A 13082-nucleotide genomic window follows, 5' to 3' on the forward strand; every position below is an offset into this window, starting at 1 on the left:
GAATTCCATTTTATGTAATTTTACTTCATTACAATTAACAGGAAATTGCATTGTAAAAACCCAAAAACATAACTTAACCAATATACTATGGAAACTTTTAAAACAAAAGAACCTAAAAAATCCAAACTATTTTTGCAGGTTAATTTTGACTACAAGTATTTATCCCGAACCTGGGTTGAAAAAGAAGATACTGAAACCTGGAAAAAAACAACCATTAAAGATTCTACCCCCGGAAACGGAAATATTGATTTCTTTGAAGCTGGCAAAAGCAGCGATTATCAAGATAAATTCAGGATTCTAATTAAAACCTATTTTGATCTTCAAAAAATAAAAGATACAGATGAGTTTATAAAAAAACTCAAAATCAACTACAATCTGCTTGAAGATGATGATAAACCCGGAAACTTTCATCAAAGTATAATTTACAACTGCAAAGCAGATGAGATGATCATTTCTGATAATAAAATGATTTTATTAGTAACTAAAATAATCGAAATCAAATGAAAACAAAGCTGATCTTCGTACTGTTTCTAATAACTCTTAAATTATTTTCGCAAGCAGCAAACGAAATTAAAATAACTGATCTAGAACTGCCAAATGCTCCGGCTTTTACAATACTTGATTATTCGCCTACTATTATCAGCACACCGTCTACCACACAAGCTTTTACTTTAAGCGTAATAAACAGCGTAAACGAAAGCAAAGGTTTTCCAACTGATTATGCGCTGGAATTTACACCTTATTGGGTATTTTCTGAAAAGAAGCGAAATCTGACTGATTATGTGATTAAAGAAAATCAAAAAGCATATTCCAAGCCTTATAAAAACCTTTCTTTTTCATTAGCAGCAGTAAAAAAAGATACCATTCAAAATGTTTCTATTGGAATTAGAACCAATCTAATAACAGTCAATAGAAAAGAAAGACAGGCATTTGTCGACACTCTTTTAAAGAAACTGGACAAATTTGCCGAAATAGTCGATAAAAATTTAATGCTTGATACAAACCCTTATCAATCAGGAACTCCAGAATACAATCAATGGGATCTAGATAAAATCAATAAACTTTCGACAATAGATGAATATAAAAAGTTTACTGCTGAAATTTATACTTCAATTGATACTTTAGAAACTATAAAACCATTATTTACGGCTGATTTTGGAACAGCTTACAATCATTTTTTTGATCAAAATGAATTTAAATCAGGCAAATTTGGCCGTTATGGAGCATGGCTTACCTTAAACACAAATGTAAAACTTGGCAAATCCAGCAAAAATTATCTAAACTTTTACCAATATACACGATATTTAATTGACGAAACAATTTTTGATCCCGCGGTTCTGGCTTATAAAAAAGAAAAAAATCTGGACGTTGGAGCAAAAATCGAGTTCCAGTTTAATGATTTTTCAATTGCGTATGAATATATCAATCGAACAAATCAAAAAGACAATTACAGATCTGTTGGAAATCTTAAATATAAAATAAATGAAAGATTTACCATAAATGGAGGTTTTGGTAAAAACTTTGAAAAAACAGACAATCTGGTTTCTTTTCTTGGAATAAGCTGGGGAATAGCCTCAAATAATGATCTCGATCTCGTGGCAAAAAAATAGTTTTAAAAACATTCTTTACTAAAATCCTGCAAATGCGGGATTTTTTTATGATTTTCAATAGCGAAAAAAGCAATTCTCTCGTTTTAAAACTAACAATAAATTTACGCTTACACATACTGACTTACAACTAGTTAAAATTCAAAACAATAAAAAGCAGAATTTTCAAGTTTTAGTTTACAGATTCTTTTTTTTATTAAATTTGATCGCCTTTAATCTAATCTTAAACAAAAACCAATATGAAAAAAACAGCTATTTTAATTACCGCTTTTTGTGCTTCGGCACTTATGTACATTTCATGCACAGGCAATGATGATGTTGTAAACCAAGCAGACACAACCACTGTAAGTGCATCATTAGTAATCGATGCGATAAATGAAATGGATATTAAAACCGCATTGTCTGCAACAAATAGTAATCCTGCAGCAAAACCATCTGAAGTTTCACCAGGAACCTGTGCAAACATTACCATACCTTCAGAAACCACATACCCAAAGGTTTTTACTGTAGATTATGGAACAGGATGTACAATTAATCAAATTACAAGAAAAGGCAAATTAAAAATTACTCTTTCTGGTTCAATAATTACTACTGGAAGCAAAATGACTATCGAAAGAATAGATTATTATGTTGGCCCTTATAAAATTGAAGGAACAATAGAATACACTAATACAACAACTGCTGCAACGGTACCGCAATGGACAAGAAAAGTAACTAACGGAAAACTTACTGATAATCCTGGCCGTATTTTTACAAGTTCAGGAACTGAGACAGTTAAACAAACTGCCGGCGTAGACACTCCTTATGTTTTAGAAGATAACGTTTACGAAATGCCCGAAGGAAACCACACTATAATTTCAGACAAAGGAACTCTGACTTTAACGGTGCAGGAAACACTGTTAAAAAAATACTCCTGCGAATATATTTCTAAAGGGAAATTAAAAATTGAAGGCGGCTCATTAAATGGTGTTATAGATTACGGAAATAATGCCTGCGATGCTCAATATACTTACACGCATCAAAATGGAGCAACTTATAATTTAGGAATGTAACTCATTCATTTTAAAAAAAATATACAAATCCCAATCTAGAAACAGATTGGGATTTTATTTTTTAGAAAAATTAAACAGCGTCTTATTTACATTCAAACTATTTTCTTTATTTTGCACCAAAATCCAATAAACTAATGAAAAAATCAATTATTGCCTTTGTTACTCTTGCACTGCTTGCATCGTGCGACAAAAAAGAATCTGCTGATAACTTACACATTACAGGAAACATAAAAGGTTTAAAAACCGGAACTTTATATATCCAGAGAATTGTAGATACATCTCTTGTTGCCATTGACAGTATTAAAATCGACGGAAATTCAGCTTTTGAAAGAGATATTAAATTAGAATCTCCAGAAATGCTTTACTTATTTTTAGATCGCGGTGTAACGAATTCTTTAGACAATAATATCTTATTCTTTGCTGAGCCTGGAAATATGAATATCGAAACTAATTTGGATAATTTTATTGCAAGCGCAAAAATCACAGGTTCTAAAAACCAGGAATTATACGAAGAATATCAAAAAATAAACACTCGTTTTAGAGATGAAAATCTTTCGATGGTTGAAGCAAAATTCAAAGCTTTAAAAAGACAAGACCAAAAAACTCTTGACAGCCTTGACGCAAAACAGCAGTCAAACATTAAAAGAAAATATTTATATGCTACAAACTTCGCCATTAACAATAAAGATCACGAAGTAGCACCTTATATTGCTTTAGCAGAGATTTACGACATCAATCTTAAGTTTCTTGATACGATTCAAAAATCAATGACTCCAAAAGTAGCGCAGTCACTTTACGGAAAGAAATTGACAAAATATGTAGCTGACATCAAAAAAGAAGAACAAAAAGCTCCTACAGCTGCTCAAACTGAAACTACAGCAGCTGAAGCACAAAAATAATTTTCGTTTACAAACACAAAAAAAGCCCTGAGAAATTCAGGGCTTTTTTTATGCCTTAAATCAACAAATTTCTACCCGAAGACGTTAAGAAATCGTTATTAATAATTTGAAGCATTAAAAAGCAGGTATATCATCAAAACAAAATTACTTAGACCTTTTTTTTATTAGCAACAAACAGAAATCTTAAAATTGGGATCATTTTTGAGCATAAAAAAAACCACCACATTTCTGTGATGGTTTTTGAGCCGATAGAGGGACTCGAACCCACGACCTGCTGATTACAAATCAGCTGCTCTAGCCAGCTGAGCTACATCGGCCTATTTTGCGAGTGCAAAGATATAAATGTTTTTTAATATTCCAAAAAAAAATTCACACCTCTCTCTATAATTAAAAAAACCACCACATTTCTGTGATGGTTTCCGTTGAGCCGATAGAGGGACTCGAACCCACGACCTGCTGATTACAAATCAGCTGCTCTAGCCAGCTGAGCTACATCGGCGTCATTACGGGTGCAAATATAAAGCGGTTTTTCAATTTCCCAAAATAAATTTGCACTTTTTTACACTTTTTTTTGCTTAAAGCGCGTTGATTTTTTCAATCAATTGATTAGCAGTTTGTTCTAATTCAACATTGATTTGTTTGAAATGTGCTTTTTTATTTTCAACGTTCTTAGCGTTCACTTTTGTAATTAAAGTATCAAATGCAGCAATAGCTTCATCGATCAAAGCATTCGTTTCTGGAGTTGGATTTCCTGTTGTAGACATCTCAAACAAGTAAACTGCCTCAATAATATCTCCTAATACAAAATTGATGTCTTTCTTTAAATTTTTAACGTTTGCCATTTTTATTATAATTTTAATTTGCGTCTGCAAAAGTACATATTATCTTTAGAATAAGTGTTAAGAAATGTAAATTTCTAAAATTGAAGCTTTTCCGCTCAAAACAAATGCATTTATCGCAGCTGGAACCAAAACAGTATCTCCTTTAATGTAAGTGTGTTTGAACCCGTCATATTCAATTTCAAAACTTCCTTCAATACACATATAAACGGTAAATGTTTCTCCAGATTTAGAAACCTGTACTTTATCTTCTAACGGAATAAAATTTGTCGTGAAATAAGGACAATCTACAACTGTATTTGAAGTATTGGCTTTTGAATCGTATTTCTTCTGCGTATCGACTTTATTGTAGTTTATAGCATCAAGTGCTAAATCTACGTGTAATTCTCTTTTATTCCCCTGTGCATCTACACGATCAAAATCATATAAACGATACGTAATATCAGATGTCTGCTGAATTTCGGCAACTACTAAACCTGCTCCAATTGCATGAACGGTTCCGGTTTCTAAAAAGAAAACGTTTCCTGCTTTTGCTTTTACGCCATCGAGAATAGAAACTAAGGTATTATCGTGCAAATGTTTTAAATATTCTTCTTTACTCGAATTTTCTTTAAAACCTACAATAATTCTAGAATCAGCATCGGCCTGCATAACATACCACATTTCAGTTTTTCCAAATGAATTGTGACGTTCTTTTGCCAGTTTATCGTTTGGATGCACCTGGATCGAAAGATCTTCGCGTGCATCTAAATATTTAAAAAGTAAAGGAAACTGTTTTCCAAAACGCTCGTAAACTCTTGTTCCAAGAATTTCGTCTGGCGTTTCATTAATCAAATCCATTAATGATTTTCCTTTTAATTCTCCGTTAGCTACGGTGCTTACATCTCCTTCTACAGTAGACAATTCCCAGCTTTCACCGGTGATTTTAGAAGTAATCGGTTTGTTTAATACTGTTTTTAATTTCTCACCTCCCCAGATTCTTTCTTTCAGGATTGGTTCAAATTGCAATGGGTACAAGTTTGGTTTCATGTTCTAATTTTAAGGGCTAATATCTATATTAATTAAACAACGATCTAATACTATTTTTTAAATCTACAATACTAATTCTTTTATAATCTCCAGTGCTTTCGGAATATGTTTTGCAGCATTCATGCTGTCAAAAATATAAATCACTACTCCGTTTCTGTCAATAATAAAAGTTACTCTTCCTGGTATAAGTCCAAACAAATTGTTTTTAACACCAAAAAGATGTCTTAATCGTTTGTCCTCATCAGAAAGTAAAATAAACGGCAGCTGATGTTTGTTGGCAAATTTATGGTGCGATTTTACACTATCGGCACTTATTCCAATTACCTCAGCCCCTAAATCTTTAAAATCTTCGTATTGATCCCTAAAACTGCAGGCTTCTGTAGTACAGCCAGGCGTATTATCTTTAGGGTAAAAATAAATCACTAAGGGCTTTCGTCCTAACACATTTTTGCTTTCAAAAACTTCTCCGTGACTATCTTTGGCAGTAAAATTCGGAACTATATCTCCTATTTTCAATGACATTTATTATTCTCCTTTATAAGTTACAAAATTGCGGTCTGTTTCATAAAGCACGATTTCTAAATCAAAATCGGGCTGAATTCTTTTTCTAATTTTATTCCATATCACAACGGCAATATTTTCTGCAGTTGGATTCAAATCCTGAAATTCCGGAACGTCCAGATTCAGGTTTTTGTGATCAAACGGAATTTCTACTTCTTCCAGTATAATATCCGCTAATACTTTCACATCTAAAACAAAACCAGTTTCCGGGTCAATTTTTCCTGTAACACTTACTGTTAAACCATAATTATGACCATGAAAATTGGGATTGTTGCATTTTCCAAAAACGGCATTGTTTTTTTCTAATGACCAGTCCTTCCTATGCAGCCGATGTGCAGCATTAAAATGCGCTTTTCTTGATATGGTTACTCTCATTTAGGTCTTTGGTTGGTTTGGTTATAATTTATGGTCATCCAGATAATGATCAAATTCGTCAAAAATTATCTTAAACCATACGGTATAAATTTCGGGCTGTTTTTCAATATCTGCTTTAACATCTTCAATACTCATCCATTTCCAGTCTTCTACCTCATCAGGGTTTATGTTTGGTTCTTCATTATAATAACCAATCATAACATGATCCAGCTCATGCTCTGTTAAACCGTTATCAAAAGGCGCTTTATATATAAAATGAAACAACTCTTTTAATTCGGCTTTAAAACCCATTTCCTCAAACAATCTTCGGCTTCCTGCTTCAATATTTGTTTCGCCTTCTCTTTGATGACTGCAGCAAGTGTTTGTCCAAAGTAAAGGAGAATGGTATTTATGATGTGCTCGCTGCTGCAGCATAATTTCGTTTTTACTATTCAAAATAAAAACCGAAAAGGCACGATGCAAAAGCGCTTTTTCATGTGCTTCTAATTTTGGCATTAAGCCAATCTGTTCATCGTTTTGATTAACTAGTATTACGTTTTCTTCTGTCATAAGGCTTCTTAAGCAAACAAAAATACGAAAAAAGAAATGGCTTAAAAATGCTAATTAAGATTGTCAAAAGTTCAACTCCAGACTGAATTTCTATTTTTCTGATTTACAGTATTATAATTTATGCTAAAAATTAAAAGCTGTTAAAATTAAGACATAAAAACTACACTGCATTATTTTACGTAACTAATAAAAAGTTAAAACACACTTAAAAAAATCTCAATAATAAGAAACACTGTAATTTGAAGCTAAATCTCGACGTATCTTTGAAATACAGATAAATACATCAAAAATTTATGAAATCTAAAAACCTAATTTTCAGCCTTTGCTTTTTGATTCCGCTTTTTATTCTTCAGGCATGCGGGCAAAACACAAAAAAACAACCTGCAAAAACGGCCATTATGGAAAATAAAATCAATAAACCCGGAAATCCATATTATTCAAATACCGACACAACAAAACTCAATGTAAGCAACGCCGAATGGAAAAAAGTCCTTCCCGAAGATGTGTATGCCGTAATGCGTGAAGCCGATACCGAAAGACCTTTTACAGGCAAATATTGGAATACTGACGAAAAAGGAACCTATTACTGTGCTTCATGCGGTAACTTGCTTTTTAGATCGACCGCCAAATTTTCGAGCAGCTGCGGATGGCCGAGTTTCTTTGAACAGGAAAACAAAAAAAGCATTGTTTTTAAAGATGATAACTCACTTGGAATGGAAAGAACAGAAGCGCTTTGTGGACGTTGCGGCGGACATTTAGGCCATATATTCGACGATGGTCCGGAACCAACCGGAAAACGTTACTGCATGAATTCGATTGCTCTTGATTTTGTTCCGGATACTAAATAATCTACAAATGAAAAATATACTTTTAATATGTCTTTTAGCGCTTTCGCTGAATGGCATTTCGCAAAATAAAAAGGCGAATCTGGAAACTATTACACTCGGCGGCGGCTGTTACTGGTGCGTTGAAGCCGTTTATGAAAATCTGGACGGAGTAAAATCTGTTGTTTCTGGATTTTCAGGAGGGAAAGTCGCAAATCCTTCTTACGAAGAAGTCTGTACCGGAACAACTGGTCATGCCGAAGTAGTTCAAATAACATACGACAAAAACATAACTGATATTAATGAAATCTTCAAAGTCTTTTTTACGGTTCATGATCCCACAACTTTAAATCGTCAGGGAGCTGATGTTGGAACACAATACCGTTCTGTTATTTTCTACAAAAATGACGAACAAAAAAAAGCTGCTGAAAGTATTATTGCTGAATTGAACAAAGCAAAAGTGTACAACAACCCAATTGTAACAAAAGTAGAGCCTTTTAAAGTTTTTTACAAAGCCGAAGATTACCATCAAAATTATTATGCAAACAATAAAAACCAGCCGTATTGCAAAATGGTAATTCAGCCCAAACTAGAAAAGTTTGAAAAAGTTTTTAAAGACAAACTCAAAAAGAAATAAAGAGCATTAACGTATATTTAAAAGACTGTCTTTTTTTAAGCTTCGGAGAAGCGAAATATTTATAGCAAAGAATAAATGTATACAACATAAAAGCTCCGGAGGAGCGGCATATAATTAGATTATTAAAAAATATGTCGCTCCTCCGGAGCTTTTTAATTTGTCTTATGAAATTCTATAAATATTTTACCCCGCTGGGGCTTTACAAATTTTATAATATTTCGTCCAATAAAAAAGCTGTCCTTTTGAGACAGCTTGCTTTCCTTATTTTGATTTTGAATACTATTGCTTTGCTGCTTTTTTAAATCTCATCATTGGCACATCGCCCTGAATTAAATTTAATTTGCCATCTTTATCAATAGAATAACTTGTAATTAGCCTGATTTGTTTTAAAAACTGCTGTTCTCCGCCACCTTCACAAAACATCATTGTAGTTGGCCCCTCTTCTCCAAAAGTCAAAGACTTTCCTTTTAAGACATAAGCTGCACTGTAACCATTACATCCGTTATTACCATACACTTTTGTTTCTTTTTGGTCAAAAGTAAGCTGTGGTTTTTTATTTGGATATAAGCCTTGAAAAGCAATTCTTGGTCCAGAGATATATTCTAATTCCCAAGTTGTACCAAATAAATCGTCGGCACTTTTATCTGTTTTTGCAGTCTTGCATGAAGCAAATAATAGCGTTAAAACTGAAAGGACGGCAATTGTGTATTTTTTCATAAAATGTTTTTTAAAGATTTATAATTTGTTTTGTTTTTTGAACTAAAATAATTCTATAAAATCCTATTCTCAATATTCATGCCCAGTTACAGCTTTTCTTAAGTTTAAATTTTATCTAAAGCCGTTATTTTCTGTCTCTAAGTTACTACAAATTATTTAAAGTTTTACAGCCCAGATGTTTAAAATAAAACAAGTGACACTATTTTTTTTGTAATTTGCATCTATCAAAAAGACCAAAATCATCAATAAAAAACCAAAAAATGAAACAATTCCTATTTTTGTTTGTATTTGCATTGACCACTTCGCTTGTTCAATCGCAGGAAAACCTTCCAACAGATTATCTCACAAAAGAATTTCATCAAGGACGACGCGAAGCTTTTAGAAACTTAATGCCTGCAAATTCTGCAGCTGTAGTTTTTTCTTATCCTGAAAGAGTCTTCTCTAAAGACGTCAATTACAATTACCATGCAAATCCGGATATGTATTATTTAACCGGTTATAAAGAACCAGATGCTGTTTTATTGCTTTTTAAAGAACCGCAGGGAACCGAAAAATATACCGAAGTTCTTTTTGTAAGAGAGAGAAATGCACAAAAAGAAACCTGGACAGGAAGACGTTTAGGAATTGAAGGCGCAAAATCGAAACTAGGATTTACAAAAGTTTACAACGGTAAAGACTTTAATACTTTTGAAATTGATTTTAAAAAATTTGATAAAATCATTTACGATAATATCCCAACAGATGTTGAGGCAAGCAAGAACATTGACAATTTATATTCATTATTACAATTTTTTAAAACGAAAACCGGAATTATAGCAGAAGATAAAGCTTCTGTAGATTTGTTTAACAATATTACCAATTCGCTTCGTGAAATTAAAACTCCCGAAGAATTAGTAGTAATGCGCAAAACTGTAAAACTTTCCTGTATTGCTCACAACGAAGTAATGAAAGCTGTAGGCCCTGATATGAGCGAAAACGAAGCAGATGGAATTCATGCTTACGTTCATAGACATTATGGTGCCGAAGGCGAAGGTTATCCGCCAATTATAGGCGCCGGAGGAAATGGCTGTATTTTACACTATAATGACAACAACGCCACTAAAATTGACAACCAATTGTTATTAATGGATGTTGGATCAGAATATCACGGTTATTCTGCAGACGTTACCAGAACGATTCCGGCAAACGGAAAATTTACTGAGGAACAAAAAGCTATCTATCAGATAGTTTACGAAGCTCAGGAAGAAGTTTTTAAGCTTTGCAAAGAAGGAACACCAATTCAGGATTTAAACAAAAGGTCTAAGGAAGTTGTAGCTGCAGGATTAATTAAATTAGGAATTATTACAGATCCAAAAGATGCCCGAATTTATTATCCGCACGGTTGTTCTCACTTTCTTGGTTTAGATGTTCATGACAAAGGAAACTATATGGGAACTTTAAAAGAAAACATGATTCTTACTGTTGAACCCGGAATTTATATTCCGGCAAACAGTAAATGCGATAAAAAATGGTGGAACATTGGTGTTCGTATCGAAGATGACATATTAATGCTTAAAGATTCATACGAAAACCTGTCTGCAGATTCTCCAAGAAAATGGCAGGATATCGAAGCTTTGGCTAAACAAAAAAGTACTTTTAATGATATGAAGTTTCCTAAGATATAATTAGTTCTTCTGCCGTTCCCGATAACTATCGGGAGTGGCAAAGAAAAAATAAGCTTTTCCTTTTGATTTTTCCCGAACTTTACATTCTTAAATAAATTAAAAATGAAAGCACTTACCTTCTCTACTTTCGGAGATTCAGATGTTTTAGAATATATCGAAATTCCGAATCCACAATTAAAAAACGATGAAATTTTAGTCGAGATGAAAGCTATCGGACTAAATTTTGCTGACGTTTACAGACGAAAGGGAAATTATCATTTAAAAGGAAATCCGCCTTTTATTGCAGGTTATGAAGGAGCCGGAATCGTAGTTAATGCTAATAATCACTCTGAATATAAAGTTGGCGATCGTGTAGCTTTTGCCGATGCGCCATTTGCCAATGCAGAACTGGTTGCTGTAAATATAAATCACGTTTTACCATTACCTGAAAATATTTCGTTTGAAACTGCTGCTTCTGTCTTACTTCAGGGTTTAACAGCTCATTATCTGGCTACAGACAGCCATAAAACTCAAAAAGGAGAAACTGTTTTAATTCACGCTGTTGCCGGCGGAGTCGGTCAGATTCTAACTCAAATTAGTAAACTTCTTGGCGCATCTATTATTGGTTTAACCTCATCAGCTGAAAAAGCAAAAGTTGGTTTTGACCAAGGTGCAGATCATATTTTTCTTTATAATGACGATTGGAAATCTCAGGTTTTTAAAGTTGCTGCAAATGGTGTCGATGTTGTTTATGATAGTATTGGGAGCACTTTAATGGAAAGTTTCGAAGTCACAAAAGAATGCGGACAAGTCGTTTTCTTCGGAATGGCGGGCGGTGATCCAGCACCTGTAGATCCAAGAATGCTGATGGACGGTTCTAAGACTTTAACCGGAGGCGATTTATGGAGTTATTTAAATTCAAAAGAAGAACGAATTAAACGTGCAGCTCAATTATTTAATTGGATTATCGAAGGAAAGATCAAACTTTCTGAACCAACATCATTTAAATTATCTGAAGGAAAACTGGCACATGATTTCTTGGAAAGCAGAAAAAGTACAGGGAAAATTATTTTAATTCCTTAATTGTCGTTATAAATTTTCAGGATCAATTTCAGCGCAATCTTCTCATCCCTTTGTCAAAGTTTAAACTTTGACAAAGGTTCTATAAAATAATTTGTTGCGATTAATAAAGCTACAATTGATCAATCTCAATCTTAGTAATTTCAGATAATTCTAAAATCCTGCCAACATTTTCTTTATTGGCAACAAAAAACAAATAATTATCTCCATTTGTATTGTAGCTCATTAATTCTAAACCTCGTTTTTCTAATGCCGATTGAATGTAAGGAAACAAATCGTGGCTGTAGGTTTCTTCGGGATATTCGAAATTAAGATTTTCACCAATCATTTTAGAAATAAAATATTCAGCATCTTCGGGGTCAAATTTCCAGTCGCTGTTCCAGGCATCAATACTTTCGAAAAAATCAAAATGCCCCTCGACAATATCATGATATTCGTCAGTGTCTTTTTGGTAGTTTTTGAAAAGCTTTTTGGATTGTTTTTTTAGTTCTTTTTCTTCAATACTGCCTCTTGAAACTAAGTTTATAAACTCTTCAAAAGTTTCCAGCTTAACTTCTTCGGTTTCTATTAAATTTTCCTGAGAAGGAAGCTCAACGCTTTCCGGAATTTCGAGATTTAAATACTGGGAGATTCCTTGTAAAACCAATTTAAAATCTTTAACTCCTATTACCTGACTTTCATTTTTTGGATTATTAAAATCTAAAAGTTCACTTTCCAGCAGACCTTTTGTATAATCGAAGAAATGTGTTCCTGAATACAGAATTTTAAAATCGTTTATTTCCAGACTATTGGTACAGCAAAAAAAGATAACGAAATTTTTAATGGATTGTTTAAAAAACTTTTTTTCATCAGAAGTAGGTTCTGAATAAAACTGAATATGCATAAAATCATATTCTAATCCTTCTTGAATCTGCTCATCAGAAAGAATCCCAATATTCATTTTCTTATAAAGCTCATTTAAAACTTCATACGAATTATTAAAACCGGCTTTTTTGATTTCTGCCCTGCCTTCTTCGTGATCTAATGAACCGGGAAAATAAAATAAATTAACCGTAACATTATCTTTAATGCCTTTTACTTTAAATTCAAGACTTGACTGCTGGTTATACAAATAAGAATATATGGGATCAATAACATCAAAAGAAATTATCGATTTTGGATCGTTGTTTCTATTAAACAAATTAGAAAAGAAGTTTTTCATTGGGCGTATAATTATTAAAATATAGCAATAAATATATTACAAAATTTGATAACCCGAAAGCCCCGCCAA

At 32.9% G+C, this 13082-nt stretch carries 15 protein-coding genes and 2 tRNA genes; 8 read left to right on the forward strand and 9 right to left on the reverse strand.

Translation table 11 applies throughout. From position 1 onward, the window contains the following. Positions 1–87 precede the first annotated feature (87 nt). The 4 genes from PQ462_RS20315 to PQ462_RS20330 all read left to right on the forward strand — a co-directional run bounded on the left by PQ462_RS20315 (position 88) and on the right by PQ462_RS20330 (position 3558). Entirely contained in the window at positions 88–504 is a 417-nt protein-coding gene (locus tag PQ462_RS20315) for a hypothetical protein (protein ID WP_274251349.1), read from the forward strand. Then, positions 501–1610 carry a hypothetical protein gene (locus PQ462_RS20320; protein WP_274251350.1) on the forward strand — a complete coding sequence of 370 codons (1110 nt, stop codon included), beginning with the start codon at positions 501–503 and terminating at the stop codon, positions 1608–1610. Before PQ462_RS20315 ends, PQ462_RS20320 begins: the two co-directional genes overlap by 4 nt. 236 nt (positions 1611–1846) lie before the next feature. Next, entirely contained in the window at positions 1847–2659 is an 813-nt protein-coding gene (locus PQ462_RS20325) for a hypothetical protein (protein ID WP_274251351.1), read from the forward strand. A 134-nt stretch (positions 2660–2793) separates the two neighbouring features. Continuing rightward, a complete protein-coding gene (locus PQ462_RS20330; RefSeq protein WP_274251352.1) occupies positions 2794–3558 on the forward strand; it encodes a DUF4369 domain-containing protein in 765 nt (254 codons plus the stop codon). Positions 3559–3801: 243 nt separating this feature from the next. Here PQ462_RS20330 and PQ462_RS20335 read toward each other — a convergent pair. From PQ462_RS20335 to idi, 7 genes are all read right to left on the reverse strand, one after another. Further along, positions 3802–3875 (reverse strand) — tRNA-Thr (locus tag PQ462_RS20335). 108 nt (positions 3876–3983) lie between these two features. After that, positions 3984–4057 (reverse strand) — tRNA-Thr (locus PQ462_RS20340). Positions 4058–4133: 76 nt separating this feature from the next. Then, a complete protein-coding gene (locus tag PQ462_RS20345; RefSeq protein ID WP_012022371.1) occupies positions 4134–4400 on the reverse strand; it encodes a hypothetical protein in 267 nt (88 codons plus the stop codon). A 57-nt stretch (positions 4401–4457) separates the two neighbouring features. After that, entirely contained in the window at positions 4458–5426 is a 969-nt protein-coding gene (locus PQ462_RS20350; RefSeq protein ID WP_274251355.1) for a type I phosphomannose isomerase catalytic subunit, read from the reverse strand. Positions 5427–5489: 63 nt separating this feature from the next. Continuing rightward, complete coding sequence (locus PQ462_RS20355) at positions 5490–5948, reverse strand: peroxiredoxin (RefSeq protein ID WP_012022373.1); 459 nt, start codon at positions 5946–5948, stop codon at positions 5490–5492. A 3-nt stretch (positions 5949–5951) separates the two neighbouring features. Beyond that, on the reverse strand, positions 5952–6362 hold the full coding sequence (locus tag PQ462_RS20360; RefSeq protein WP_053470926.1) for a 6-carboxytetrahydropterin synthase: 411 nt from the start codon (positions 6360–6362) through the stop codon (positions 5952–5954). A 21-nt stretch (positions 6363–6383) separates the two neighbouring features. Continuing rightward, entirely contained in the window at positions 6384–6911 is a 528-nt protein-coding gene (idi, locus tag PQ462_RS20365; protein ID WP_274251358.1) for an isopentenyl-diphosphate Delta-isomerase, read from the reverse strand. 293 nt (positions 6912–7204) lie between these two features. On the opposite strand from idi, the gene msrB reads away from it, so the two are divergent. Further along, the gene (msrB, locus tag PQ462_RS20370; RefSeq protein WP_274251359.1) at positions 7205–7759 is read left to right on the forward strand and encodes a peptide-methionine (R)-S-oxide reductase MsrB; all 555 of its coding nucleotides are present in this window, start codon (positions 7205–7207) and stop codon (positions 7757–7759) included. A 7-nt stretch (positions 7760–7766) separates the two neighbouring features. Next, on the forward strand, positions 7767–8372 hold the full coding sequence (gene msrA, locus PQ462_RS20375; protein WP_274251360.1) for a peptide-methionine (S)-S-oxide reductase MsrA: 606 nt from the start codon (positions 7767–7769) through the stop codon (positions 8370–8372). Between the two features lie 279 nt (positions 8373–8651). Here the strand turns inward: msrA and PQ462_RS20380 are convergent, their stop codons facing one another. Beyond that, positions 8652–9089, reverse strand: a complete 438-nt coding sequence (locus tag PQ462_RS20380) for an META domain-containing protein (protein ID WP_274251361.1) — start codon at positions 9087–9089, stop codon at positions 8652–8654. 260 nt (positions 9090–9349) lie between these two features. Here PQ462_RS20380 and PQ462_RS20385 point away from each other — a divergent pair, with 260 nt between their 5' ends. After that, positions 9350–10753: an aminopeptidase P N-terminal domain-containing protein gene (locus PQ462_RS20385; RefSeq protein ID WP_274251362.1), complete on the forward strand. Its 1404-nt coding sequence runs from the start codon at positions 9350–9352 to the stop codon at positions 10751–10753. Positions 10754–10855: 102 nt separating this feature from the next. Continuing rightward, a complete protein-coding gene (locus PQ462_RS20390) occupies positions 10856–11815 on the forward strand; it encodes a quinone oxidoreductase family protein (RefSeq protein ID WP_012022383.1) in 960 nt (319 codons plus the stop codon). 109 nt (positions 11816–11924) lie between these two features. Here the strand turns inward: PQ462_RS20390 and PQ462_RS20395 are convergent, their stop codons facing one another. Continuing rightward, a complete protein-coding gene (locus PQ462_RS20395) occupies positions 11925–13013 on the reverse strand; it encodes a DUF6630 family protein (RefSeq protein ID WP_274251363.1) in 1089 nt (362 codons plus the stop codon). Positions 13014–13082 lie beyond the last annotated feature (69 nt).

This window comes from Flavobacterium sp. KACC 22758 (assembly GCF_028736135.1).
GTDB classification, from domain to species: domain Bacteria; phylum Bacteroidota; class Bacteroidia; order Flavobacteriales; family Flavobacteriaceae; genus Flavobacterium; species Flavobacterium johnsoniae.

What these genes read in the sequence shown, in the direction of transcription:
- PQ462_RS20320 (WP_274251350.1), top strand. Translation starts at nt 501, where the DNA reads ATGAAAACAAAGCTGATCTTCGTACTGTTTCTAATAACTCTTAAATTA.
- PQ462_RS20330 (WP_274251352.1), top strand. Translation starts at nt 2,794, where the DNA reads ATGAAAAAATCAATTATTGCCTTTGTTACTCTTGCACTGCTTGCATCG.
- msrA (WP_274251360.1), top strand. Translation starts at nt 7,767, where the DNA reads ATGAAAAATATACTTTTAATATGTCTTTTAGCGCTTTCGCTGAATGGC.
- msrB (WP_274251359.1), top strand. Translation starts at nt 7,205, where the DNA reads ATGAAATCTAAAAACCTAATTTTCAGCCTTTGCTTTTTGATTCCGCTT.
- PQ462_RS20315 (WP_274251349.1), top strand. Translation starts at nt 88, where the DNA reads ATGGAAACTTTTAAAACAAAAGAACCTAAAAAATCCAAACTATTTTTG.
- PQ462_RS20350 (WP_274251355.1), bottom strand. Translation starts at nt 5,426, where the DNA reads ATGAAACCAAACTTGTACCCATTGCAATTTGAACCAATCCTGAAAGAA.
- PQ462_RS20395 (WP_274251363.1), bottom strand. Translation starts at nt 13,013, where the DNA reads ATGAAAAACTTCTTTTCTAATTTGTTTAATAGAAACAACGATCCAAAA.
- PQ462_RS20390 (WP_012022383.1), top strand. Translation starts at nt 10,856, where the DNA reads ATGAAAGCACTTACCTTCTCTACTTTCGGAGATTCAGATGTTTTAGAA.
- PQ462_RS20355 (WP_012022373.1), bottom strand. Translation starts at nt 5,948, where the DNA reads ATGTCATTGAAAATAGGAGATATAGTTCCGAATTTTACTGCCAAAGAT.
- PQ462_RS20325 (WP_274251351.1), top strand. Translation starts at nt 1,847, where the DNA reads ATGAAAAAAACAGCTATTTTAATTACCGCTTTTTGTGCTTCGGCACTT.
- PQ462_RS20360 (WP_053470926.1), bottom strand. Translation starts at nt 6,362, where the DNA reads ATGAGAGTAACCATATCAAGAAAAGCGCATTTTAATGCTGCACATCGG.
- PQ462_RS20380 (WP_274251361.1), bottom strand. Translation starts at nt 9,089, where the DNA reads ATGAAAAAATACACAATTGCCGTCCTTTCAGTTTTAACGCTATTATTT.
- PQ462_RS20345 (WP_012022371.1), bottom strand. Translation starts at nt 4,400, where the DNA reads ATGGCAAACGTTAAAAATTTAAAGAAAGACATCAATTTTGTATTAGGA.
- PQ462_RS20385 (WP_274251362.1), top strand. Translation starts at nt 9,350, where the DNA reads ATGAAACAATTCCTATTTTTGTTTGTATTTGCATTGACCACTTCGCTT.
- idi (WP_274251358.1), bottom strand. Translation starts at nt 6,911, where the DNA reads ATGACAGAAGAAAACGTAATACTAGTTAATCAAAACGATGAACAGATT.